Raw genomic sequence first — 23,319 nt, forward strand, 5'->3', positions numbered from 1 at the left:
GTTGATTTGCGAGAGTTGGGACCTGTGAGGCTTGGATGATCGAGGCAAGGGACGTTTCGGTTGATATCGCCGGCAAGCCTATCGTCAGCGGTGTCGATTTCCACGCGCGCGCCGGTGAGATCGCCGCCATTGTCGGTCCCAATGGCTCGGGAAAGACGACCTTCCTCAAGGCGCTTTCCGGCGAACTCGCCTACACCGGGCGCGTCGCCCTCAATGGCCGTGATCTCCGCGCGATGAAGCCGGTCGAGACCGCCGTCCAGCGCGCGGTGCTGCCGCAGGCGACGACGCTGTCGTTCCCGTTCACGGTGCGAGAAGTGGTCAAGCTTGGCCTTGTCGGCGGCCGCTCGGGCGTCCTGCCGGGCGAGGATGCGCGGCTGCCGGAGCGGGCGCTTACACGCGTCGATCTCGACGGCTTTGCCGGACGTTTCTACCAGGAGCTTTCCGGCGGCGAGCAGCAGCGCGTCCAGCTTGCGCGCGTGCTGTGCCAGGTCTGGGCGCCGGTGCTCGACGGCAAACCGCGCTATCTGTTCCTCGACGAGCCGGTTTCCAGTCTCGACATCAAGCACCAGCTGATCATCATGAACATTGCCCGCGACTTCGCCAGAAGGGGCGGCGGCGTGGTCGCCATCCTGCATGATCTCAATCTCACGGCCATGTATGCAGACCGGATCTTCGTCATGCATCGCGGCCGGCTGGCCGCCACCGGATCGCCTAAAGATGTGCTGAGCGATGACCTGATCGAAAAAGTGTTCGACTGCCGGCTCCGGGTCGGCGTGCTGCCGGCCGGGAACATGCCGTTCGTGCTGCCGCAATCGTCAGTCGGTTAGGCAGCCGGGGCTCGGCGCTCCATCAGCATGTCGATGCCGAGCAGGTTGCGCACATTCGGCCGCGCCGCCACGAGATCGGCGATCGTGTAGCGCTCCAGCACCGCGAAGAACGCGTTCAGTGCCTCGCGCAACGCCGAATTCAGCGCACAGCTGTCGACCAGCGGGCACTCTGCGGCGTCGTTCTCGAAGCATTCGGCCATGGCGAAGCTCTCTTCCGTCACGCGCACGACATCGAACAGGCTGATGGCTTCGGCCGCCCGGCCAAGCTTGACGCCTCCATTCCTGCCGCGCACGGTCTGGACAAGACCGTGCTCGACAAGTGGCTGCAGGATCTTGAACAGGAACAGTTCCGACACCGAATAAGCGGCGGCGATCTCGGGGATGCGGCTCAACCGGTCATCGTTTGCCGCGCAATACATCAGGATGCGCATGGCATAATTGGTCTGGCGCGTTAACCGCATTTTGTCCTCGCAAAGCAATAGGTTGAATCGAATATGGCCCATACCTTGGAATAATTCCAGACTAGCGCGCCATAATAGGTGAATATTCTCGTCAACTTATGTGCAAGACCGGAGAAAACCGTGACCGCGCGGGACAGGGCGGGCATTCGGGCAAACGAGATACTAGATTAGCCCGCAACCGACGAGGAGCAGCTCGACCATGGCACAATCGGCCCAGGCCATGACCCCTTCGCGAACCGGTAGCGACGCGAATGCCAAGCTTTCGGCCCTGCGGCGCACCAAATTCGCGGCAACAGCCGCACTGGCGCTGTGCGTTCTCGTCTTCGCCATAGCCAAGTCGTTCGAGCATGGCTATCCGTGGCTCGGGTTCGTCGCCGCCTTTGCCGAGGCCGCGACCATAGGCGGCCTGGCCGACTGGTATGCCGTGGTGGCGCTGTTCAGGCGACCGTTGGGGCTGCCGATCCCGCACACCGCCATCATCCCCGAGAACCAGAACCGCATCGCCGACAATCTCGGCCGCTTCATCGAGGTCAACTTCCTGGCGCCCGAGCCGGTGCGCGAAAAGCTTGCCGAGGTCGATTTTTCGGCGCTCGTCGCCGATTGGCTGGCCGATACCGAGCGCGCCGCCGACCTGTCGCGCTTCGTCGTGCGGCTGGTGCCGCAGACACTGGCCGCCGTCGAGCAATCCGGCCTGCGCGGCTTCGTCACCAGCCGCATGCTGGAGCAGATCGAGAAGGTGCCACTGGCGCCGCTGGCGGCCGAGCTGTTGTCGGCGCTCACCGACGATCGCCGCCACCAGAAACTGTTCGATGAATTCACCAAGGTGATCGGCCGTTTTCTCAACGACGAACAGGCGCTGGCGACGATGCGCGAGAAAATCCGCGAGGAATTGCCGTCGCTGTTCAACCTGTTTCGCGCCGACGCCTACCTCCTGAAGAAGATCGTCGCTTCGGCCGGTTCGCTGCTCGACGAGGTGAGGGCCGATCCCGACCACCCGATGCGCGCCGAATTCGACCGTTTCGCTCAAGGCTTCATCGAAAAGCTGAGGACATCGAAGCAATACGCCAAACGCGCCGAGAAGCTGAAGCGCGATTTCCTGGCACGGCCGGAGGTCAAGGGATTGGCCGGCGACATGTGGGCAAGACTCAGCCGGTTCATCGAGCAGGACGCCAAGGCGCCGAATTCGGTTATCCGCGCGCATCTTGCCAACATGTTCGTCGAGGTCGGGCGGCATCTGGCCAGCGATGCGCAGATCCGGGCCGACATGAACCAAGGATTCGTGGTGGCGCTCGCATCGTTCGTGGAGAGCCAGAAGAGCGGCGTGTCGACATTCATCGCCGACCAGGTCAAGCGCTGGGACCTTGCGCAGCTGACGCGGCTGATCGAGATGAACATCGGCAGGGATCTGCAATACATCCGCTTCAACGGCATGATCATCGGTGGGCTCGCGGGTGTCGTGCTCTACGTGGCCGAGCGGCTGTTCCTGGTGAATTGATGCGCGGTGAGGCTGGCGCTCATTCCACAGCGCCCGAATGGACTCGCGGCACGCGAGTGCTATTCTCTCCTTGAGGGCGCCCGCATCCGCGGCAAGGGCGAGCAAAGAGCATGGCAAAACAACCGGAATCCGATTCCTTCATGGACATGTTCGGCAGGTTCGGCCGCGACCTGAAGGTGTCCAATGTCGATGTCGAGGCGATCCTCGACCATCATCGCAAGAACCTCGACGCGCTGGAGAAATCGGCACGAGCCGGTGCCGCCGGCGCGTCCTCGCTGTTGTCCAGGCAACGCGAGATGTTGCAGGACACGCTGCGTGAGGTCACTGAGATGGCGCAAAGCTACAGGACGCCAGGCAATCCGCAGGAATTGATGGCCAAACAGACGGAGTTTGCCAGAAAGTCCTTTGAATCCGCGTTGAAGAGTGCCGGCGAAGTAGCTGAACTGGTCAGGAAATCCGGCACCGAATCGGTCGACATCCTGCGCACGCGGATCAAGGAGGCGATGGTGGAGATCCGCGCCGGCTACGAGAAGAAGTAGCAGATGTGGCCGGGGCCGGCTCGTTACTGCCGGATGCCCTGAAAACCGAGAAATCCCGATTTGACCTGCCGTTGCGCTGGGAGGATGCCACGATTGCTGCCGGATTCGGCGGAACGGATTCACGCAGGGCGAATTGACAGAGGCCGCCTGTTCGTGGTCGGAGGCTTTGGAAGCGATCGGGAAAGCAGGAATGACTGAAATACGGCCTAACACGCCGCCGACCTTCGACCAGTTGAGGACGATGGCCGGGCAAGAGCTCGGTGTGTCGGAATGGACGACGGTCGATCAGAACCGCATCAACCAGTTCGCCGAATGCACCGGCGACCATCAATGGATTCATGTCGATCCTGAGCGGGCACGGCGGCAAAGCCCGTTCCGCACGACGATCGCACATGGCTATCTGACGCTGTCGATCATCGGCGCGCTGGCGCTCGGCATGGGCATCGTGCCCGAGAATACGCAGGCCGCCTTCAATTATGGCTTCGACAAGGTGCGCTTCCTGGCACCGGTCAAGGTCGGCGCGCGCATCAGGCTGCGCACCACGCTGCTGTCGATGGAGGACAGGGGTCCCGGCCAGTATCTGATGAAGGCTGCCAACACGGTCGAGATCGAAGGCGAGGAAAAGCCCGCTCTGATGGCTGAAACCCTGGTCATGCTCTATGAGCGCCGCAAGCGGGCAGGCGCCTAGAGCGATCCGCTAGGAGCCGTCGGTTTGCGCAAAGTCAGAGGTTTCTGACCAGTCTCTGCCGCCTGAACTCGGCGCGGGCCGAGAGCAGTGCGAGGAACAGCGCGACCAGCACCAGCACCGTTGCCGTCTGAAATGTGACCTGCATTCCCCGGGTGGCGGCCTCGGAACTCAGAAGACCAATGCCTACGTGCCCTTCGGCCGATGCGATGGCGAATATGGCGCCCATCAACGATGCGCCGGTGATAAGACCGAGATTGCGCGAAAGGTTGAGCAGGCCGGAAACGACGCCGCGCTGGCCGGCACCGATACCAGTCATGACGGCTGCATTGTTGGATGTCTGGAACAGCGCGTAACCAATACAGGTGACGGTGATCGGGACGACATAGCCGGCAATGCCGAGTTTCGTCATGGCCAGCGACAGCAGGAGCGTTCCCGTGGCGAGGCTAAGCAGACCGGCGACCATCATCCTGTGGGCGCCGAAGCGATCAGTGAGGCGTCCGGCTACCAATGCCGACAGCGCCGAGACCAGCGGGCCGGTCGACAGCACGAGACCGACCATTGCCGCATCCAGGCCAAGCCCGCTGGACAGGTAGAACGGGGCCACCACCAGGGTCGCCATCATCACCGTGGCGACGACGAGGCTCATGGCGAGACTGGCGCTCAGTTGGAGGTCGCGGAAGCTGGCAAGCTGGATCAAGGGGTTTTTCACTTTCGCCTGGACGGCGGCGAAAAGAAAAAAGCCGATGCCGGCCGTGACCAGCAGGCTGATGTTGAGCGCGCCGAAATTGCCCCTGCCAAGCGTCATGGCCAGTGCATAGGCGGCCAATGTCAGGGCCAGCAGGGCCGTGCCAATGACATCGAACGTGCCTCCGTCGTCGCGCGCTGCCTTGCTACGCGCCGGCAAGGCACGCCAGGCGAGAGCGAAGGTGAGCACACCCATTGGGACATTGACGAGGAAGATCGCTCGCCAGCCGAAGCCGGCGATCAAAAGGCCGCCTAGCGAAGGGCCGAGTGTCGTCCCGATCGCGGACATGGCGCCGAGCAGGCCCATGGCGCTGCCGGTCCGTTCCTTGCTCACCGTTTCGGCGACAAAGGCCAGCGTTAGCGCCATCATCAGCGCCGCGCCAAGTCCCTGTACGGCCCGCGCGGCGATCAGCAGCCAGAGCGTCGGCGCCAGGCCGCAGAGCACCGATGCCGATGTGAACAGCGCGATGCCGCCAAGCAGCAACGGCCGGCGCCCGAACATGTCGGCCAGCCGTCCGGCGCTGACGATCAGGGTGGTAATGGCGAGCAGATAGGCCAGAACGACCCATTGCACGGACTGGAATGACGCGCCGAACGTTTGCATCAGCGACGGTAGGCCGACGCTGGCAATGCTGGTTCCCAGCGACGACAGCAGCGTTGCGAGCGACAGGCTTGCCAGCGCCCAGCGGGCGGATTGCATCTGTGGCAGCGCCGATGCGCGCCCGTCCCGATTTTGCTCAGCGATTGCCACGGCGAACTCCTTTCCATCAGCTCCAGTACCGGAGCTAGCGGAGATCTAGCCCCTTGGTTGATGTGGCGGAAGGCGCAGCGTTTGCATCTTATTCGTGCGTTTGGCGCCATATCATGCCATGATCCGCCGATGACATCACCCGATCTCAATCTGCTCTTTGCTCTCGACGTCCTGCTGGCGGAAGGCAGCGTGGCGCGTGCGGCCAGCCGTCTGCGGCTCAGCCCCTCGGCGATGAGCCGCACGCTGGCGCGGCTGCGCGAGGCAACGGGCGATCCGCTGCTGGTTCGCGCCGGTCGCGGCCTTGTGGCGACGCCGCGTGGGGAAGAACTGCGACGGCAGGTTGGTCGTGTCGTTCAGGACGCGGAAGCTTTGCTGCGTCCTGCCACCCTGCTTGATCTCTGGAGCCTGGACAGGATCTTCACGCTGCGCACCAATGAGAGTTTCGTCGAGGAATTCGCGCCTCGTCTCGTCGCCCGTATCCAGGCCGATGCGCCCGGCGTGCGGCTGCGCTTTGCACCGAAGTCCGACAAGGACGTGACGTCGCTGCGCGACGCGGCGATCGATCTGGACATAGGCGTCGCTGGCGAGACCGGACCGGAGGTGCGCATCCAGGCATTGCTTCGCGACCGCTTCATCGGCGCCGTGCGAGCGGGCCATCCCTTGTGTGAGGGCGCGGTGACGCCAGAGCGCTATGCGGCAGGCCGGCACATCAGCGTTTCACGGCGTGGCCGCGAGAAAGGGCCGATCGACGAGGCCCTGAACCTGCTCGGGCTGCGGCGGACAGTCGTGTGCATGGTTTCGGGCTTCTCGGCAGCCCTTGCCATGGCCCGCACATCAGACCTGATCGCCAGTGTGCCCGAGCGGCATACCGAGGGCGCACGCGCCGGCATGCATAGTTTTCCCCTGCCGGTTGCCATTGAGGAGGTCACCATCTCCATGCTGTGGCATCCGCGCCTCGATGCCGATCCGGTGCAACGCTGGCTGCGCGACTGCGTGCGGGAGGTCTGCGCGGCGCGGTGACCGGCAATCAACGCTCCATCGCCGCCTCGAGCGCCTTGAAAATCCGCTCGTCCGCGCATTGGGCAACGTTGAAGCGCAGGAAGCGGCTGGCCGTTCCGGACAGGCTGAACGCGTTGCCCGGCGCCAGCACGATGTTGTCGGCCAAAGCGCGGCGGGCCACTTCGGCCGCATCAACGCCATCCGGCAGGCGGCACCACAGGAACAGGCCAGCAGGCTGGTCGATCCAGGGCGTGATGCCGATCGCCTTCAGGCGGGCGCTCGTCTCGTCCATCGCGCGCGAAAGCCGTGCCCGCAGCAAATCCATGTGCTTGCGATAGCTGCCGTCCTTCAGCAGCGTCAGCACAAGTTCGGCCGCCAGCCGGCCGCCGCCGAAGGTGGTGGCGATCTTGAGGTCGGTCAGGGGCTCGATCCAGTCGCGGGGTGCCGCGATGAAGCCGCAGCGAACCGAGGCCGATAGTGTCTTGGAGAAGCTGCCGATATGGACGACGCGGCTCAGCCCATCGAACGCCGCCAGCCTGGGGGCAGGGGCATGTTCGAAATCGGCGAAGATATCATCCTCGACGATGGTCAGATCCGATTGGTCGGCGAGCTTGAGCAGGCGGTGCGCGGTGACCGGCGACAGGACCGCGCCGGTCGGATTGTGGATGGCGGAGTTGGTGATGTAGAGGCGCGGCCGATGCTCGGCCAACGCCTGCGCGAACAGGTCGATATCCGGCCCCGACGGCGTGTAGGGGATGCTGACGACCTTGGCCCTGTGGGCGCGCAGCAGAGCGTGGAAGTTGAAATAGCAGGGGTCGTCGACCAGCACCGTGTCGCCGGGTTCGATCAGGAAGCGGCACAGCAGGTCGATGGCCTGCGTGCCCGACTCCGTCAGCATGATCTGCTCGGGGGAGGCTTCGATGCCGTGCCCGGCAATGCGCCGCGCCAGCAATTGCCGCAGCGGCGGCAGGCCGAGCGGCGTGCCGTAGTCGGCCAGCGCGACATCGTCGGCACGCGCTACCGTGCGCAGTGCCCGGCGCAGTCCCGCCTGGGGCATCCACGAGGCCGGCAACCAGCCGCAGCCGGGCTTCAGCATGTGATCGCCTGCTTCCAGCGACTGGCGCGAAATCCAGAGCGGATCGACGGCGCGGTCGAGGCGAGGCCCAATCTCGGCCAGCGACAGCGGCGCCAGCGAGCCGGCGGCATAGAAGCCCGAGCCCGGCCGGGAGCGGATCGCGCCTTCGGCGGCGAGCCGCTCATAGGCTTCGACCACGGTGGATTTGGACACCTGCATCGATTTGGCGAAGGCGCGGATCGAGGGCAGTCGTGCTCCCGGCGTCAGGCTGCGCGCCGCGATCCGCTGGCGGATCGTCGCCATCACGCCTTCGACGAGCGTTCCGCTGCTCTCGCTTCCTGTGGTCTGTTTGTCCATCCGTACTGCTCGTCCGACCGTGACAGTTTTGCATAACTGTACCGCATTGTCTCTGGCAATGCCACGGGCTCCGCACGATACAGAGCCGACAAACGGAGCATAGGATGGACAAGACCGCGGGCGGCTGGATGAACGGATTCATCGGCGTGTTGATCTTCAGCGGTTCGCTGCCGGCGACGCGCGTGGCGGTGAAGGATTTCGATCCGACATTCCTGACGTCGGCCCGAGCGGCGATTGCCGGACTGCTTGGCCTCGCGCTGCTGCTCCTGTTCCGGCAGAAACGTCCAGAGCGCGGCGACCTGCCGTCGCTGGTGATCGTCGCGCTCGGCGTCGTCGTTGGTTTTCCCATGCTGACCGCCCTGGCGCTGAAGCACGTCACCACGGCCCATTCCATCATCTTCGTCGGCTTGCTGCCGCTGGCGACCGCGATCTTCGGCGTGCTGCGCGGTGGCGACCGTCCGCGCCCGGCATTCTGGCTGTTTTCATGCGTGGGCAGCGCTCTGGTCGCGGGTTTTGCCCTGACGCAGGGGGTGACCGCCTCGCCGGTCGGCGACGGTCTGATGATCGCCGCCATCGTCGCCTGCGGTCTGGGCTACGCCGAGGGTGCCGCGCTGTCCCGCAGGCTCGGCGGCTGGCAAGTGATCTGCTGGGCGCTCGTGCTGTCGCTGCCGATCATGCTGGTGCTGACTTTTGCGACGCAGCCGCCGTCCTTTGCCGGCGTCGGCTCCAGCGCCTGGATCGGTCTTGCCTATGTCTCGCTGTTCAGCATGCTGATCGGCTTCGTCTTCTGGTATCGCGGCCTGGCGCAAGGCGGCATCGCCGCCGTGGGGCAACTGCAGCTGCTGCAGCCCTTCTTCGGCCTCGCCCTGGCGGCGACGCTGCTGCACGAGCAGGTCAGCCCGCTGATGATTGTAGTCACGTTCGGCGTGGTGCTATGCGTGTTCGGCGCGAAGAAATTCGCGAGGTAGAGCGGACTCCGGCGACCGTACCGTTGCCGACTAAAACTTCGTCACAACCCCGATGCCGATGCCCTCGAAGCCGCCCATCGCCATCAAGGCCGCGGGCGCCTCGTCGAGGCTCATCTTCTTGCCGACCAGCAGCTCGGGCTTGAGCTTGCCGTTGCGGATCATGTCCATCATCGCCTGGTAGCGGTAGGCCTGCATGCCGTGGCTGCCGAGGATCTCGAGTTCGAAGGCGATCACCTTATCCATCGGTACCTGCGGCCGGGCATGCTCGCCCAGCATCAGGCCAACCTGCACATGGCGGCCGCGCCGGCGCAGATTGGAGATCGAGTTGAAGGAGGTGGTGGGGTGGCCGAGCGCATCCATCGACATGTGCGCGCCGCCATTGGTGATCTGCTTGACCACCTTGACCACATTCGGCGTCTTCGACGCATTGATGGTGGCGACGGCGCCGATCTTTTTGGCGAAATTGAGCTTCTCGTCGGTGAGATCGATGGCGATGACATTGGCGCCCATGGCGCTGGCGATCATAATCGCCGACAGGCCGACACCGCCGCAGCCATGCACCGCCACCCATTCGCCCGGTGTCACCCGGCCCTGATCGACAATGGCGCGAAACGAGGTGACGAACCGGCAGCCGAGGCTGGCGGCGGTGGCGAATTCCATCTCGTCGGGCAAGCGCACGAGATTGGTGTCGGCGTGCTCGATGGCGACATATTCGGCGAACGAGCCCCAGCCGGTGAAGCCAGGTTGCGTCTGGTGTTCGCAGACCTGATGGTTGCCCGAATTGCACTCGAAGCAGCGGCCGCAGCCGACGGCGAACGGCACGGTGACGCGCTCGCCGGCTTTCCAGCGGGTAACCTGCTTGCCGGCGGCGACCACGATTCCGGCCAGTTCGTGGCCCGGCACGTGCGGCAGCGTAATGCCGTCATCATGACCCATCCAGCCATGCCAGTCACTGCGGCACAGGCCTGTCGCCTCGACCTTGATGACGACGCCATCGGCTGCCGGCTTCGGATCGGGAACGGTCTGGATGGTCGGCGCTTCGCCGAATTTCTCGAAGACGACGGCTCTCATCGGTCACTCCACCCTGCTGCGTTGCAGGAAACGATAGCCGATTCCCTGTCCGGTCAAGCGGAAATCGATTCCGCCAGAGCTGCTGTTCCGGCGCCGACGCTATGCGTGGGCGGACGAAGTCTACTCGGCATCGATCTGGTTCTGCGGTGCGGCTTTCTGGAAGGCCGGCAGCGCCATGCAGGCGGCGTTGATGCGCGCGATCGTCGGGTAATTCGTCAGATCGACCCCGAACCGGGCGTTGCTGGTGACCTGCGCGGCCAGGCAGATGTCGGCCAGGCCCGGCGTATCGCCATGGCAGAATGTACCCGTCTCGGGTGACGACACCAGGATCTTCTCAAGCGGCTGAAAGCCCTCGTTCACCCAGTGGCGGAACCAGTTGGTGATGTCCTCGTCGCCGGCGCCGAACAGCGTGCGCAGCGAGGTCAGCACGCGCAGATTGTTCACCGGGTGGATGTCGCAGGCGATCATCTGCGCCAGCATCCTCACGCGTGCCCGGCCAGCCGCATCCCTTGGCAGCAGCGGTGGTTCGGGCCTGGTCTCGTCGAGGAATTCGATGATCGCCAGCGATTGCGTCAGCAGCCTGCCGTCGCCGAGGATCAGCGCCGGCACCAGACCTTGCGGATTGACCGCGAGATAGGCCGGTTCCAGATGCTCGCCATGGCGCAGATGATGCGGGACGTAGTCGTAGCTCAGCCCCTTCATCTCCAGCGCGATCCGCACCCGGTAGGAGGTGGAGGAGCGATAGTAATTGTGCAGGATGAGTTCGCTCATGCGCTCACTTCGGTTGGCCGATGGTTACTTCGATCGTGCCGATGCCGTCGACGCCGCCAGTGATCGTGTCGCCGGCACGAACCGCGCCGACGCCGGCCGGCGTGCCGGTGAAGATCAGGTCGCCGGGCTCCAGTTCCACCGCCTCGCTGCAGATCGACACGATATCCGATATCGGCCAGATCAGCTCGGCGAGGTCGGCATCCTGCCTGACCTGAGCGTTGACGGCGAGCCAGATGCGGCCCTTTTGCGGGTGTCCGGATTTTTGTGCGGGGACCAGCGGGCCGCAAGGGGCAGAGCGGTCGAAGGCCTTCGACCAGTCCCACGGACGGGCGGCCTTCTTGGCCTCGTCCTGCAGATCGCGGCGGGTGAGGTCGATGCCGACGCCATAGCCCCAGACATGATCCAGGGCTTGGCTACGAGCGATGCGGAAACCCGGCTTGCCGATCGCGGCGACCAGTTCGATCTCGTGGTGCAGATTGGCTGTCAGCGGCGGGTAGGGGATTGTGGCGCCGGAATCGACCACCGCGTCGGCCGGCTTGGTGAAGAAGAAGGGCGGATCGCGCTCGTCATTGCCGAGTTCGCGGGCATGCGCGGCGTAGTTGCGGCCGACGCAGAAGATGCGGCGCACCGCAAAGCGCTCAGGGGAGCCTGCAACGGCCACCGATGCGATCGCGGGCGAGGGAAGGACGAAGTCTGTCATGGAAGTCTCTGCTTGGCGGCTAACATTCGACCGATTTGGGCGCCCGGGCAAGGCGATTTGGTCGAGAAAGTGCCGGCGGCACTTTCCGCTGGAGATGGCGATATACTATTTGGCAATAATCTGGCCATGGTGGCGGGGTTATTCTAATCGCCCTTGAACTGAAACGAACCCCTATGACCGCAACCCACGATCGCGCCCGGTTCTTGATCATCGACGACCACCCGCTGTTTCGCGAGGCGCTGCACAGCGCGGTGCAGATGGCCTATCCGGAGGTCGACACGGTGGAGGCGCGTTCGATCACCGAGGCGCTCGATCTTCTGGCCGACGCCAAGCCGTTCGACCTTGCGCTGCTCGACCTCAGCATGCCGGACGTGCACGGCTTCGACGGGCTGCTGCAGCTCAGGACGCGCTATCCGCGCCTGCCGGTGGTGATCGTCTCGGGCCATGAGGAGCCGAAGATCATTTCCGAGGCGCTGTCCTATGGTGCCGCGGGTTTCATTCCGAAATCGGCGCGCAAGAGCGACCTGGCCGCCGCCATCCGCTCGGTGATGGAGGGCGCGGTCTATGTGCCCGAAAGCTATGAAGGCCGCACGCCCGACGCCGAAAGCGTCGACCGCGCCGACATGGTGCAGCGCCTGTCGACGCTGACGCCGCAACAGCTGCGCGTACTGCAGATGCTGCGCCAGGGCCTGCTCAACAAGCAGATCGCCTACGAGCTGCAGGTGGGAGAGACCACCGTGAAAGCGCATGTCTCGGAGATCCTGCGCAAGCTCAATGTCTATAGCCGCACGCAGGCGGTGATCGAGGTGTCGAAGCTGGACAATGCGGAGCTGTTTCGGGATCAGGCGGGGTTTTGAAGCTTACTCTCCTCCTTGTGAGGAGGGTATGGCCCTTAAGCCAGCAAATGCGCCAGCAGCGCCCTTAATTGTGCCGGTTTCAGCGGCTTGCGCATCAGTTCGATGCCGCCGGCGCGGGCGGCCTTGGCGACGGCCTCGGAACTGTCGGCGGTGACGATCAGCGCCGGCACGGCGCGGCCGAGATAGTGGCGGACTTCGGCGATGGTGGCGGTGCCGAGATCGCCGCCGTCGAGGTGCTGGTCGGCAATGACGATGTCTGGCACCCAGTCGGTGTCGCCGAGCATGTCAAGTGCATCGTCGGTCGAGGTCGCGGCCCGCACCAGGCATTGCCAGCGTTCGAGCAGGAAGGTCATGGCCTGCAGCACCTCGACATCGTTCTCGACCAGCAGCACCTTGGTGCCGAACAGGCCATAGCCGCGCGGCCGTTCCATGTCGGCAAGGCTGGCGATGGCGTCGGCCGGAGCGCCGATGCCGACGGGAACATCGATGTGGAAGATCGTGCCGCGGCCGACCTTCGATGAGAATGTCACGGGATGACCGAGCGCGCTGGCCATGCGGCGCACGATGGCAAGTCCGAGCCCGAGACCGCCGCCGTCCAGTTCGGCATTGGCCGGCGAGGTGCCGCGGTGGAATTCCTCGAACACCGCCTCGCGCTGGTCGTCGGGAATGCCGCAGCCGGTGTCGGCGACGTCGATGCGGATCGTGTCGCCGCGATGCCTGGTGCCGACCAGCACGCCGCCCGAGCGGGTGTAGCCCAGCGCGTTGGAAAGGATGTTCTGCAGGATGCGGCGCAGCAGCGTGCGGTCGGAACGGACCACGGCGTTGACCGGCCGGAATTTCAGCGACAGGCCCTTCAGCTCCGCCACCGGCTGGAAATCCGAGCGCAGTGACGAAAACAGCGCCTCCAGACTGACGTCGCTTATGTTGGGCTGAACCACGCCGGCGTCGAGCTTGGAGATGTCGAGCAGGGTGCGCAGCAGGTCTTCCATCGTCTCCAGCGAGCGCTCGACCTGCCGCACCAGCTTTTTGCCCTCGTCGCTGGTCTGTACTTCGGCGAGCGCCGAAACCGAGAGGTGGGCCGCGTTCAGCGGCTGCAGGACGTCGTGGCTGGCGGCGGCGAGGAAGCGGGTCTTGGACAGGTTCGCCAGTTCGGCGTTTTCCTTGGCGGCGCTGAGGTCGATGTTGGATTGTTCCAACCGGCGCAAGGTTGAGTGCAGTTCCTCGGTGCGCGTGCGCACTCGGTTTTCCAGCGAAATCGCGGTCTGGAACAGCGAGAAGGCGTTGCCTTGCTGGTCCATCGACCGCTCAACGCGGCTGACCAGGGCCGCGTTGATCTTCTTCAGCTTTTCAAGATCGTTTATGTCCCTGAGCGGCATCCTATTTCGCCGCCTTATTCCGCTGCCTGGCGCTCGCCAAAGGCGATGCCGGTAAAAGTCTGGTTCAGGTGCATCGACCGGTACTGTTCGCCATAGGTGCTGAAGCCGATGACATTGTTGGCCCGGTAGAGTTCCGAGATGTCGCGAAACACCTGCCGGTTGCGCGCATCCAGCCGGCGCAGCACGCAGTCGAAGCCGAGGATCATGTCGATGCCGCCAAGCCTCTCCTCGACACCGCGCAGTGCGGCGCGCGTCGCTTCGACCATATCCTTGGGTTGGGCGATCGACAGCACGACGCCATCGTCTATGGCGCAGAAGAACGACAACGAGCCGTCAGGATGCATCTTCTGGATCGACCGGCAGTAATATTCGCCGCCGACCTTCACCACCACCGGATGCGAAGCAAAGCTCAGCGGCGTCAGCGACCGCGCGACGATGCCGATGGAAGCGGCATATTCCTCCGCCGCATTGGTGGCGTTGAACTCGCGCACGATACGGTGATCTGGATCGGACGCCGTCACCACCAGCTTTTCGTCGGTGGGAACGAAATTGTCGGTCTTGAAGACATGGAACGGAATTTCGGTTGATATCAGCACGATGATGGCGCTGTCGGAGGTGACCTTGCCGTTGGAGATCAGGCGCGTCGTCTCGAACTTCAAATCATCGCCGGCCGAGCCGCCGAGCAGCGGTATGTCGTCGAGGCCCCAATGGATGGCCGAACTCACCGCTTCCTCGGCATAGGAAAGCCCGTCGATGAAGCAGAGCGCGAATGTGCCTTGAGTGCGGTCGCAACCCAGGCGCGCGCGCAGCGACCGCCGCAAGGTCTCGACCTCGCTGGTGATCCTGTCCATGCCAGACGACGACAGATTGTCGACCATCACGCTGACGGCGGTGAACACGGCGGATGGAAGCAGCATGGCGAGCACATGACCGTCCTCGAGGCCTTGCGGCGTGATCTCGCCGGCGGTCGAGCAGCCGGCGTGGTGGAGCGCCGGCGCGTGGGTCATGAGCGCCTGGGAAAGAGCGCCGGCCTCGACCAGGCTCTGGGAAAAGAACAGCAGGGCAAAGCCCGCGTCGATAGCGGCTGCTTCCAGCGCGATCGCCCTGGCGAACGCCTCCATGTCGGGCTCGTCCGTGGTGAGCGCCGACAGGCCGCATGCATAGCGCGTCCGTGAATTGGCCAGCGATGTCCTCCGCGTTTCCTCCGACGCGTTTTTGTGCGCGGCTGTTTTACATGCTTCTGGCGCGCGGGCGTCGACCAACATTGTTGCCTTCAATCGGTATTTTGGCAATGGGGCAGCCGGGACTGCACGTCTGGGCGCGGCCATGACCGAAAGTACAATGTGCGGCGTTTGCGACCTGCTGTTTTTTGTGCGTTGTGCGGTGTACGAATAACGCGTGGCCGACGTGCCAACACCGCGTCGGCAACGTGATGACCAAGGTTGATACCCAGGGAGGGACCATGTCGGACATTTCGTTGATGGTGAACGGAAAGCGGGTCAGCGGTGCTGCCGAGGACCGAACGCTTCTGGTTCACTTCCTGCGGGAAAATCTCGGCCTTACCGGCACGCATGTCGGTTGCGATACCTCGCAATGCGGCGCCTGCGTCGTCCATGTCGACGGCAAGGCGGTCAAATCCTGTACGATGCTCGCCGTGCAGGCCTCCGGCTCGACCGTGGTGACGATCGAAGGCCTGGCCAATGGCGCCGACCTGCATCCGGTGCAAGCCGCCTTCAAGGAACATCACGGGCTGCAGTGCGGTTTCTGCACGCCGGGCATGATCATGACGGCGACCGACATGATCAGCCGCCACCCCGAAGGCCTCGACGAGGCGACGGTGCGCGCCGAGCTCGAAGGCAACATCTGCCGCTGCACAGGCTACCACAACATCGTCAAGGCGATCCTCGCCGCATCGAAGACGATGTCCAAGGCGTCGAAAGGCAAGGCGAAACAGGCTGCCTAAGGGGTGAATAGTGGATGGTGAATAGTGAGTAGAGTGGCCGCGGGCTCCTCCTCCATTTCGACCATTCACCAATTCACCATTCACTATTCACCGGGAGGAATTTCTGATGGGCATTGAAGGTGTAGGCGCTCGGGTCGCGCGCAAGGAAGACAAACGATTCATCACCGGCGCCGGCCGTTATGTCGACGATATGGTGGTTCCCGGCATGAAGCACGCCGCCTTCGTGCGCAGCCCTCACGCGCATGCGCAGATCAAGAAGATCGACGTCAAGAAGGCTCAAGGCATGCCCGGCGTTATCGGCGTGCTGACCGGCAAGGAACTCAAGGCCGACGGCATCGGCAACCTCATCTGCGGCTGGATGATCCATTCCAAGGATGGCTCGCCGATGAAGATGGGGGCGTGGTCGCCACTGGCTTTCGACAGGGTCCGTTATGTCGGCGATGCCGTCGTTATCGTCGTCGCCGAGACCAAGGGGCAGGCGCGTGACGCCGCCGAGGCGGTCGAGATCACCTACAAGGAGCTGAAGGCCGTCGTCGATGCCTCCAGGGCGATGGACAAGGGCGCGCCGCAGATCCACCCCGAGGCCGACAACAATCTGATCTTCGACTGGGACATCGGCAATGCCGACGACACGGCGGCGGCCTTCGAGAAGGCAGCCCATGTGGTGAAGATGGACATCATCAACAACCGGCTGGTGCCCAACGCCATGGAGCCGCGCGCGGCCCTTGGCCATTACGACAAGGCCGAGGACCACTACACCTGCTGGACGACCTCGCAGAACCCGCATGTGGCGCGGCTGGTGATGAGCGCCTTCTACAACGTCGCGCCGGAAAACAAGCTGCGCGTGATTGCACCCGATGTCGGCGGCGGTTTCGGTTCGAAAATCTATATCTATCCCGAAGAGATCGTCTGCCTGTGGGCCTCGAAGAAGACCGGCGTGCCGGTCAAATGGGTGGCCGACCGGACCGAGAGTTTTCTGACCGACGCGCATGGCCGCGACCATCACACCCATGCCGAAATGGCTTTCGACAGGGACCACAGGATCCTCGGCCTCAAGGTCGAAACCCAAGCCAATCTTGGCGCCTACATGTCGCTGTTTTCGTCGGCGACGCCGACCTATCTCTACGCGACGCTGCTGTCGGGCCAGTACAACATCCCGGCCATCCACGCCAATGTGAAGGCGATCTACACCAACACCGCGCCCGTCGATGCCTATCGCGGGGCAGGGCGGCCGGAAGCGACCTTCGTCATGGAACGCATGATGGAGACTGCCGCGCGCCAGTTCGGCGTCTCGCCGGCCGAGTTGCGGCGCAAGAACTTCGTCACCTCGTTCCCGCACCAGACGCCGGTCATCATGTGCTATGACGCCGGCGACTACGCGGCTTCGCTCGACGCGGCGATGAAGGCGTCGGACTATGCCGGCTTTGCCAAGCGCAAGGCCGCCGCCGCCAAGAAAGGCCTGCTGCGCGGCATCGGCATGAGCTGCTACATCGAGGCCTGCGGCATCGCGCCGTCGGCGGCGGTCGGTTCGCTGGGCGCCGGTGTCGGCCTTTGGGAAAGTGCCGAGGTGCGCGTCAATGCCGTCGGCACAATCGAGGTGCTGACCGGCTCGCACAGTCACGGCCAGGGTCATGAGACGACCTTCGCGCAATTGGTCAACGAGCGCTTCGGCGTGCCGCTCGATTCCGTCTCGATCGTGCATGGCGACACCGACAAGGTGCAGATGGGCATGGGCACCTATGGCTCGCGCTCAGGCGCGGTCGGCATGTCGGCGATCGTCAAGGCGCTCGACAAGGTCGAGGCCAAGGCCAAGAAGATCGCGGCGCATCTGCTCGAGGCCGACGAGGGCGATATCGTCATCGAGAACGGCGCGCTGAAAGTCGCCGGCACCGACAAGAACGTGCCGTGGTTCCAGATGGCGCTCGCCGCCTACACAGCCCACAATCTGCCGGGCGGCATGGAGCCCGGGCTGAAGGAGACGGCTTTTTACGATCCGTCGAATTTCACCTTCCCGGCCGGCTGCTACATCTGCGAGGTCGAGGTCGACCCGGAGACCGGCATGACCGAGATCGTCCAGTTCGTCGCCGCCGACGATTTCGGCAATATCATCAATCCGATGATCGTCGAGGGCCAGGTGCATGGCGGACTGGCGCAAGGCATCGGCCAGGCGCTGCTGGAAGGCGCCCACTATGACAATAGCGGCCAGCTGCTGACCGCGAGTTACATGGACTACACCATGCCGCGCGCCGGCGACCTGCCGTCATTCAAGGTCTCGACCTCGAACACGCCGTGCCCGGGCAATCCGCTCGGCATCAAAGGCTGCGGCGAGGCCGGCGCCATCGGCTCGCCGCCGGCGGTGATCAATGCCATCACCGACGCCATCGGCAGCAACGAACTCGCCATGCCGGCAACGCCGTCCACCGTGTGGGCAGCGATCCGCGCGACGAAACATTGAAAAGCGAATAGCGAATAGGGAGTAGCGAATAGGGCAGAGACGGCGGTGCGACGGAACAGATCCTATTCGCTATTCGCTACTCCCTATTCGCTCTTTCACCCAAGGGAGAAAGACAAATGTACTCAGTCAACTATCACCGTGCCGCCTCGGTCACCGATGCCGCCAAGCTGATCAAGACGGGCGACGCCAAGCTGCTTTCGGGCGGTATGACGCTGATCCCGGCGATGAAGACGCGGCTCGCCGCGCCTTCAGACCTAGTCGACCTGTCGCGGATCAAGGAGCTGCAGGGTGTCAAGGTGTCGGGCAAGACAGTGACCATCGGCGCTGCCACCACGCATCACGCCGTTGCCAGTGACGAGAAGTTGAAAAAGGCCTGTCCGGCGCTTGCCCATCTGGCTTCGCTGATCGGCGATCCGGCGGTGCGCCACAAGGGAACGATCGGCGGCTCGATCGCCAACAACGATCCGGCGGCCGATTATCCGGCGGCGCTGCTGGCGTTGGGTGCCACCATCGTCACCAACAAGCGCCAGATCGCGGCGGACAAGTTCTTCAAGGGTCTGTTCGAGACGTCGTTGAAGGATGGCGAAATCGTCACCGCCGTTACCTTCACCGCGCCGGCCAAGGCGGCCTATGAAAAATTCCGCAATCCGGCATCGCGCTACGCCATCGTTGGCGTGTTCGTTGCCAAGGGCAAGGATGGCGTCAGCGTTGCCGTCACCGGCGCCGGCGACGACGGCGTCTTCCGCTCGAAGGAGATCGAGGCCGCGCTGGCCAAGAATTTCGCGGCCTCGGCGCTCGATGGCGTGAAAGTGCCGGCGAAGAATCTGATGACCGACATTCACGCCTCGGCCGACTATCGCGCCAATCTGATCGCGGTGATGGCCAAGCGCGCGGTGGTTGCCGCCAACGCCTGACGCTAGCACTCAGGCGTAATGAAAGGGGCCAATGCGGCCAATGCGGTCCCTTTTCTGTGTGTGGCGACCCGCATCCGCCGACTGCTGGTGGACGACCGGCGCATCCAGACCCCGTTTAAAAGGTCCAGACTTACCGGACATATCGTGTGCTGCCTAAACTGGACATATCGTGTGCTACCGACAGGCGGCAATCTCGCACTTGCACAAATTTATCTCGCGCTGCAATATGGACTGGGCGGGAATGCGAGCCGGGTTCGGGGTGTACTGCCGTGCCCTTTCGCATGCCAATGCGAAAGGATCGGTATGACCGACACCTCCGCGACGTATGTCGTTCCGTACCGGTCCGCCGCCGACAGACCGGCCAGAACTAGATTGGCCTATCTCGACGGCTGGCGCGGCCTGTCGATCGCCTTGGTCCTGATCGGCCATTTTTTCCCCGTCCCCGGCATCAATCTCGGGGTGCTGGGCGTCGAATTCTTCTTCGTGCTCAGTGGCCGGTTGATGGGCGAGATACTGTTCATCGAACGCTATCCACTGAAGAAATTCTTCAAACGCCGGTTCTCCCGCATCTATCCGGCGCTTCTGGTTTTCGTGATCATCGCGATGATTGCGCTCTCCAGCACCTTCGTTGCCTTCAAATGGAAGGCGGCGCTGACGGCGCTGACATTCACGTATAATTATGCCGGCACTCTGGTTACGCGGGCTGGCGCGCTCGACCATATCTGGTCGCTTTGCATCGAAGAGCACGCCTATATCATGCTGGCGCTGATCAGCGTCATCGTCTCGCGTCGCTCTCGCGTCGTCGTACTGCTCCTGGCGCTGGCCTTGCTTGCCATGGCCAACGGCGCGGTTTCGTACTGGGTCTTCGGGATGGATTACGAAACCACGTACTGGCGCACCGATGTGCACATCGCATCGATCCTGCTGTCGGCTTCGATCTGCCTGCTCAAGGCCGATGGCAGGCTGCCGGCGGTCTTGAGGGGCAAGCATGTGGCGCTGGCGGCATCGATCTGCGCCATTCTGCTGTTCCTCGATCCGGTGCCGACGCCGATCCATTATCTCTTCGCAGTGCCGCTGCTGGCCCTGGCCGTCAATGTGCTCGATTTCAGCCCCCGATATTTTTCCGGATTGCTGTCGTCCTGGCCGATGGCAACGCTAGGGCTGTGGGCGTACTCGCTCTATCTGTGGCAGCAGCCGTTCTACAGATTCGTCCATGAACAAGGCAATGCGCCGATTCCGATGCTGGCCGGCGTCTTCGCCTGCGCGCTCTGCAGCTACTACGTCATCGAGCGCCCGGCGCGCGAATGGCTCAACCGCAACTGGTGAGGCAATAGGGCCGTTCAGGCCGTCTTGCGGCGCGCTCGCCCTCTATGCGTGCAACGATCTGACGTAATAGCGCACCGCTTTCTTGCCGCCGTGGATGACGGCGTCGCCGACCTCGACGAAGCCGAGCGCGGCGTGGAAGGCATCCGAGGCGGGATTGGGCGGGTCGGTGTTGACCTCGCAGGTGACCAGCGCGTGGCCGGCGCGCTCAACATGGCCGAACAGGTCCTGATAGAGCCGGCGGGCATGGCCGCGGCCGCGCGCCTTCGCCGCCACGACCACACGGTCGACATAGACGAAGCGCTCGTAGCGCTCGCGAAACCACAAGAAATTCGGGCTGTCGTAACCAGCGGCCTGGTCGAAGGTCATGATGAAGGCTTCGAGGTCCCCAATGCGGCGCGCGTAAAATGCTTCGCCGAGAAGGAAGGATAGCCGTTCTGGCTCCAGCCATGACAATTCGGCGGCGTGCTCGTTGTTGAGCGCCAGGATCACCGCTTCGTCTTCGGCCGAGACGCGGCTGATCGGGGCGGGGGTCGCGCTCATGCCTTTGCTGCCGCGATGGTCGCCGCCGCCAGCGGTATATCGGTCAGCGTGTTGCGGTATTCGCGGTCAAGATCGGAGCCGCCCATGCCGACATGGGGATTGCGATAGGCCATGGCGCTCGGCACATCCTTGAGGGCGGCGAAATGCATTTCGGACAGGCCGGTTTTGCCGCGCACGTCGGCGATGTTACCGAGATCGAGCCCGCCGCAGCCGAGGATGACGATGCGATCGCCTGCCTGCCGCACCAGATCCGCCAGGAGTGAAGCGCCTTCGACTGCCGTGTCGCGCTGGCCGCTGGTCAGCACGCGGCCGACCTTGCTGCGGATCAGCGCTTCCAGCGCTTCTGCCGGATCGCGCGTCATATCGAAGGCGCGGTGGCAGGTGACGTTCAAGGAGCCGGCGGCCTGCGTCAGTTCGCTCATGCGCGCCTCGTCAATGGTGCCGTCGGCGTTCAGGCAGCCTAACACCACGCCGGGCACGCCGAGTTCGCGCAGTGCCGAGACATCGGCCAGCATCGAGGCGTATTCGGTGTCGCTGTAGAGAAAATCGCCGCCGCGCGGCCGCACCATGACGTGAAACGGCACGCTTGCCTGGTCGAGGGCGGCGCGCACCGTGCCAAGGCTCGGCGTGATGCCGCCTTCAATGAGGCTGGCGCACAGTTCGACCCGGTCGGCGCCGGCAGCCTGCGCTGCCAGCAGGCCGTCAATGCCTTCAACACAGATTTCGATCAGCGGCAGGCGATTTTCTCTGGTCAAGGGGCGATCCTATCCATGATGTCGCTGTCAGCCCTAGCATCGGGCCGGTTGGTGCGAAAGCGCGAACAGCGCGCCGCCATTTGGGCCAGGCGGCATTTCCCCGCTTGACAGTCTCATAACCATTGAGTTATTGGTTAATCCATAGCCGAATGGTTATTGATTGGCGTGAGCAGCGCGGCGCGGCGGACAATCGTTTCAAACTCGCAAACCCGGACGCATGGCATCCGGGGCGGCAAAAGACGCCCTGACGAAACGCTTCAAAGGAGAAAGACCATGCAAGCAAGGATCAAGAACCCGGTGGTGCTCATTCCCGGCTCCGTGCAGGCGCTGCTGGCGCTGGACAAGTCGACGGAGGTGGCCGAATTGCCCTACGTGACGCGCAAGCTCATCCATCTGCGCGCCAGCCAGATCAACAATTGCGCCGTCTGCGTCGACATGCACGCGCGTGAATTGAAGAAGGCCGGCGAAAAGGATGAGCGCATCTTTGCCCTGGCGGCATGGCGGGAAACGCCTTACTTCACCGACGCCGAACGCGCTGCCCTGGCGCTGACCGAGGCCGGCACACGGCTCGCCGACCGGCCGGACGCGGTGCCGGACGATGTCTGGGACGAGGCCGCCCGGCACTATGATGAAAAGGCGCTTGCCGCGCTGGTCATCCAGATCGCGCTCATCAACGCCTTCAACCGGCTCAACGCCACGACCCGGCAGATGGTCGGCGCCTGGGGTTAAGCGCCGGGGAGGGGCGCACGACGGTGCGGCAATGCGCGGCGCATGGCTCCCCGCCTCCCGGCCGCTGGGCGCGGACCTGGCCGCTACCGGCGCAATTCCGTATTCTTGGCGCCTTCCTCGACCTGATCGATCACCAGCAGCTTGACCTCGATATCACCGATATTGGTGGCCTGATGCCACTGGCCGATCATTTCGATGATGAAATCGCCCGTCTTGTATGTGTTGCTGTTGCCGGTCTCGACATTGGTCACCTTCAGCGTGCCGGCCTGGACATAGGCGTAGCGCGGGAAGGGGTGTCGGTGGACTGGCAAGTTCGCGCCCGGCGCGATGTCATAGGTCGACACCAACACCTGCACGTTTTTCCGCGGCAGCGTGATCGGCTGGCCGGACGCGGTCGTCGTGGGTGACGCCAGGGGCGTCACGACGACGGGCGTACCGCTGCTGTCCAGCGCCCAAGCCGGGTTTACGGAAAAGGCCGCTGAGAGCAGCAGCATCGGCACCAGAATTTTTCGCATGACTCGCTCCAGCCTCGGCGACAGCATCGCGCGGTGGTCGGCCGTACGCAAGGCGTGGCCTCGGGCGAAGAACTGGCGGCTCGCGTCCCGCGGGCTTTGCAAGATCGATCCACCCTGCAACGGCCGGCTATTGTTGCCCGGCGATCATTAAGGTCGTCGTGATGAGTTTCCTCGCCTCAATCCGCTCAAGGCAATGATCGGGAATATTGGGATCGGGAATATTTGGCCACGTCGCCTTGGCGCATTCTCCCCCCGGTGACCGAGACAGGGTCGCCCGGCCGCGCGTCGGCAGCTTGGTTGGCCGTGGACGCGAAAAGGACCGTTTGGGTTGTGAGAGCCGAAAAGATGGCAACCTGGACCAGCACGGCGGCGAGGGCGATTTTCTTCAGCATGCGACAGAACGCTCTTCAACGCCCCCGGTTCCTCTGGCTTCCAGTTTTTTG

General features: G+C 63.8%; 24 protein-coding genes. 12 read left to right on the forward strand and 12 right to left on the reverse strand.

Annotation, left to right across the window (positions count from 1 at the left end; genetic code table 11):
• Positions 1-35: 35 nt before the first annotated feature.
• On the forward strand, positions 36-827 hold the full coding sequence (locus NKH03_RS03075) for a heme ABC transporter ATP-binding protein (protein WP_352967063.1): 792 nt from the start codon (positions 36-38) through the stop codon (positions 825-827).
• Here the strand turns inward: NKH03_RS03075 and rirA are convergent.
• On the reverse strand, positions 824-1,288 hold the full coding sequence (gene rirA / locus NKH03_RS03080; RefSeq protein WP_352627958.1) for an iron-responsive transcriptional regulator RirA: 465 nt from the start codon (positions 1,286-1,288) through the stop codon (positions 824-826). The genes NKH03_RS03075 and rirA overlap by 4 nt on opposite strands.
• A gap of 199 nt (positions 1,289-1,487) precedes the next feature.
• On the opposite strand from rirA, the gene NKH03_RS03085 reads away from it, so the two are divergent.
• The 3 genes from NKH03_RS03085 (at position 1,488) to NKH03_RS03095 (ending at position 4,010) form a co-directional block, all read left to right on the forward strand.
• On the forward strand, positions 1,488-2,783 hold the full coding sequence (locus NKH03_RS03085; RefSeq protein WP_352967065.1) for a DUF445 domain-containing protein: 1,296 nt from the start codon (positions 1,488-1,490) through the stop codon (positions 2,781-2,783).
• 110 nt (positions 2,784-2,893) lie between these two features.
• Positions 2,894-3,322, forward strand: coding sequence for a phasin family protein (locus tag NKH03_RS03090; protein ID WP_352867615.1), 429 nt, complete (start codon positions 2,894-2,896; stop codon positions 3,320-3,322).
• A gap of 190 nt (positions 3,323-3,512) precedes the next feature.
• Positions 3,513-4,010, forward strand: coding sequence for a MaoC family dehydratase (locus tag NKH03_RS03095; protein ID WP_352967067.1), 498 nt, complete (start codon positions 3,513-3,515; stop codon positions 4,008-4,010).
• A 34-nt stretch (positions 4,011-4,044) separates the two neighbouring features.
• On the opposite strand, the gene NKH03_RS03100 is transcribed toward NKH03_RS03095, so the two are convergent.
• Complete coding sequence (locus NKH03_RS03100; RefSeq protein ID WP_352967069.1) at positions 4,045-5,505, reverse strand: MFS transporter; 1,461 nt, start codon at positions 5,503-5,505, stop codon at positions 4,045-4,047.
• Positions 5,506-5,634: 129 nt separating this feature from the next.
• On the opposite strand from NKH03_RS03100, the gene NKH03_RS03105 reads away from it, so the two are divergent.
• A complete protein-coding gene (locus NKH03_RS03105; protein ID WP_352876897.1) occupies positions 5,635-6,525 on the forward strand; it encodes a LysR family transcriptional regulator in 891 nt (296 codons plus the stop codon).
• Positions 6,526-6,532: 7 nt separating this feature from the next.
• Here NKH03_RS03105 and NKH03_RS03110 read toward each other — a convergent pair whose 3' ends face one another.
• Positions 6,533-7,936: an aminotransferase-like domain-containing protein gene (locus NKH03_RS03110; protein WP_352967070.1), complete on the reverse strand. Its 1,404-nt coding sequence runs from the start codon at positions 7,934-7,936 to the stop codon at positions 6,533-6,535.
• A gap of 104 nt (positions 7,937-8,040) precedes the next feature.
• Between NKH03_RS03110 and NKH03_RS03115 the strand changes: the two genes are divergently transcribed.
• Entirely contained in the window at positions 8,041-8,904 is an 864-nt protein-coding gene (locus NKH03_RS03115; protein WP_352967071.1) for a DMT family transporter, read from the forward strand.
• Between the two features lie 30 nt (positions 8,905-8,934).
• Here the strand turns inward: NKH03_RS03115 and NKH03_RS03120 are convergent, their stop codons facing one another.
• The 3 genes from NKH03_RS03120 to NKH03_RS03130 form a co-directional block, all read right to left on the reverse strand.
• Positions 8,935-9,975, reverse strand: a complete 1,041-nt coding sequence (locus NKH03_RS03120) for a zinc-dependent alcohol dehydrogenase family protein (RefSeq protein ID WP_352967072.1) — start codon at positions 9,973-9,975, stop codon at positions 8,935-8,937.
• A 120-nt stretch (positions 9,976-10,095) separates the two neighbouring features.
• Positions 10,096-10,746 carry a maleylacetoacetate isomerase gene (gene maiA, locus NKH03_RS03125; RefSeq protein WP_352867631.1) on the reverse strand — a complete coding sequence of 217 codons (651 nt, stop codon included), beginning with the start codon at positions 10,744-10,746 and terminating at the stop codon, positions 10,096-10,098.
• Positions 10,747-10,750: 4 nt separating this feature from the next.
• On the reverse strand, positions 10,751-11,446 hold the full coding sequence (locus NKH03_RS03130) for a fumarylacetoacetate hydrolase family protein (RefSeq protein WP_352967073.1): 696 nt from the start codon (positions 11,444-11,446) through the stop codon (positions 10,751-10,753).
• Positions 11,447-11,619: 173 nt separating this feature from the next.
• On the opposite strand from NKH03_RS03130, the gene NKH03_RS03135 reads away from it, so the two are divergent.
• A complete protein-coding gene (locus NKH03_RS03135; RefSeq protein ID WP_352867636.1) occupies positions 11,620-12,303 on the forward strand; it encodes a response regulator in 684 nt (227 codons plus the stop codon).
• Positions 12,304-12,338: 35 nt separating this feature from the next.
• Here the strand turns inward: NKH03_RS03135 and NKH03_RS03140 are convergent, their stop codons facing one another.
• Entirely contained in the window at positions 12,339-13,679 is a 1,341-nt protein-coding gene (locus tag NKH03_RS03140) for a hybrid sensor histidine kinase/response regulator (RefSeq protein ID WP_352867638.1), read from the reverse strand.
• Positions 13,680-13,693: 14 nt separating this feature from the next.
• A complete protein-coding gene (locus tag NKH03_RS03145) occupies positions 13,694-14,944 on the reverse strand; it encodes an FIST N-terminal domain-containing protein (protein ID WP_352967074.1) in 1,251 nt (416 codons plus the stop codon).
• Between the two features lie 197 nt (positions 14,945-15,141).
• On the opposite strand from NKH03_RS03145, the gene NKH03_RS03150 reads away from it, so the two are divergent.
• The 4 genes from NKH03_RS03150 (at position 15,142) to NKH03_RS03165 (ending at position 20,337) form a co-directional block, all read left to right on the forward strand.
• Positions 15,142-15,642, forward strand: a complete 501-nt coding sequence (locus NKH03_RS03150) for a (2Fe-2S)-binding protein (RefSeq protein WP_352867644.1) — start codon at positions 15,142-15,144, stop codon at positions 15,640-15,642.
• Between the two features lie 106 nt (positions 15,643-15,748).
• Positions 15,749-18,097: a xanthine dehydrogenase family protein molybdopterin-binding subunit gene (locus NKH03_RS03155; protein ID WP_352876875.1), complete on the forward strand. Its 2,349-nt coding sequence runs from the start codon at positions 15,749-15,751 to the stop codon at positions 18,095-18,097.
• 116 nt (positions 18,098-18,213) lie between these two features.
• A complete protein-coding gene (locus NKH03_RS03160) occupies positions 18,214-19,011 on the forward strand; it encodes an FAD binding domain-containing protein (protein ID WP_352967075.1) in 798 nt (265 codons plus the stop codon).
• A gap of 303 nt (positions 19,012-19,314) precedes the next feature.
• Entirely contained in the window at positions 19,315-20,337 is a 1,023-nt protein-coding gene (locus tag NKH03_RS03165) for an acyltransferase family protein (RefSeq protein ID WP_352967076.1), read from the forward strand.
• A 42-nt stretch (positions 20,338-20,379) separates the two neighbouring features.
• Here the strand turns inward: NKH03_RS03165 and NKH03_RS03170 are convergent, their stop codons facing one another.
• Together NKH03_RS03170 and NKH03_RS03175 are read right to left on the reverse strand one after the other, a co-directional pair.
• The gene (locus NKH03_RS03170; protein WP_352967077.1) at positions 20,380-20,877 is read right to left on the reverse strand and encodes a GNAT family N-acetyltransferase; all 498 of its coding nucleotides are present in this window, start codon (positions 20,875-20,877) and stop codon (positions 20,380-20,382) included.
• Positions 20,874-21,632, reverse strand: a complete 759-nt coding sequence (locus tag NKH03_RS03175; RefSeq protein WP_352967078.1) for a copper homeostasis protein CutC — start codon at positions 21,630-21,632, stop codon at positions 20,874-20,876. The genes NKH03_RS03170 and NKH03_RS03175 overlap by 4 nt, the downstream gene beginning before the upstream one ends.
• A gap of 273 nt (positions 21,633-21,905) precedes the next feature.
• Here NKH03_RS03175 and NKH03_RS03180 point away from each other — a divergent pair, with 273 nt between their 5' ends.
• Positions 21,906-22,361, forward strand: a complete 456-nt coding sequence (locus NKH03_RS03180; RefSeq protein WP_352967079.1) for a carboxymuconolactone decarboxylase family protein — start codon at positions 21,906-21,908, stop codon at positions 22,359-22,361.
• Positions 22,362-22,444: 83 nt separating this feature from the next.
• On the opposite strand, the gene NKH03_RS03185 is transcribed toward NKH03_RS03180, so the two are convergent.
• On the reverse strand, positions 22,445-22,876 hold the full coding sequence (locus NKH03_RS03185) for a cupin domain-containing protein (protein WP_352967206.1): 432 nt from the start codon (positions 22,874-22,876) through the stop codon (positions 22,445-22,447).
• Positions 22,877-23,061: 185 nt separating this feature from the next.
• Entirely contained in the window at positions 23,062-23,268 is a 207-nt protein-coding gene (locus NKH03_RS03190) for a hypothetical protein (RefSeq protein WP_352967081.1), read from the reverse strand.
• Positions 23,269-23,319 lie beyond the last annotated feature (51 nt).

This window comes from Mesorhizobium sp. M1406, from assembly GCF_040317555.1.
Taxonomy (GTDB): Bacteria; Pseudomonadota; Alphaproteobacteria; order Rhizobiales; family Rhizobiaceae; genus Mesorhizobium.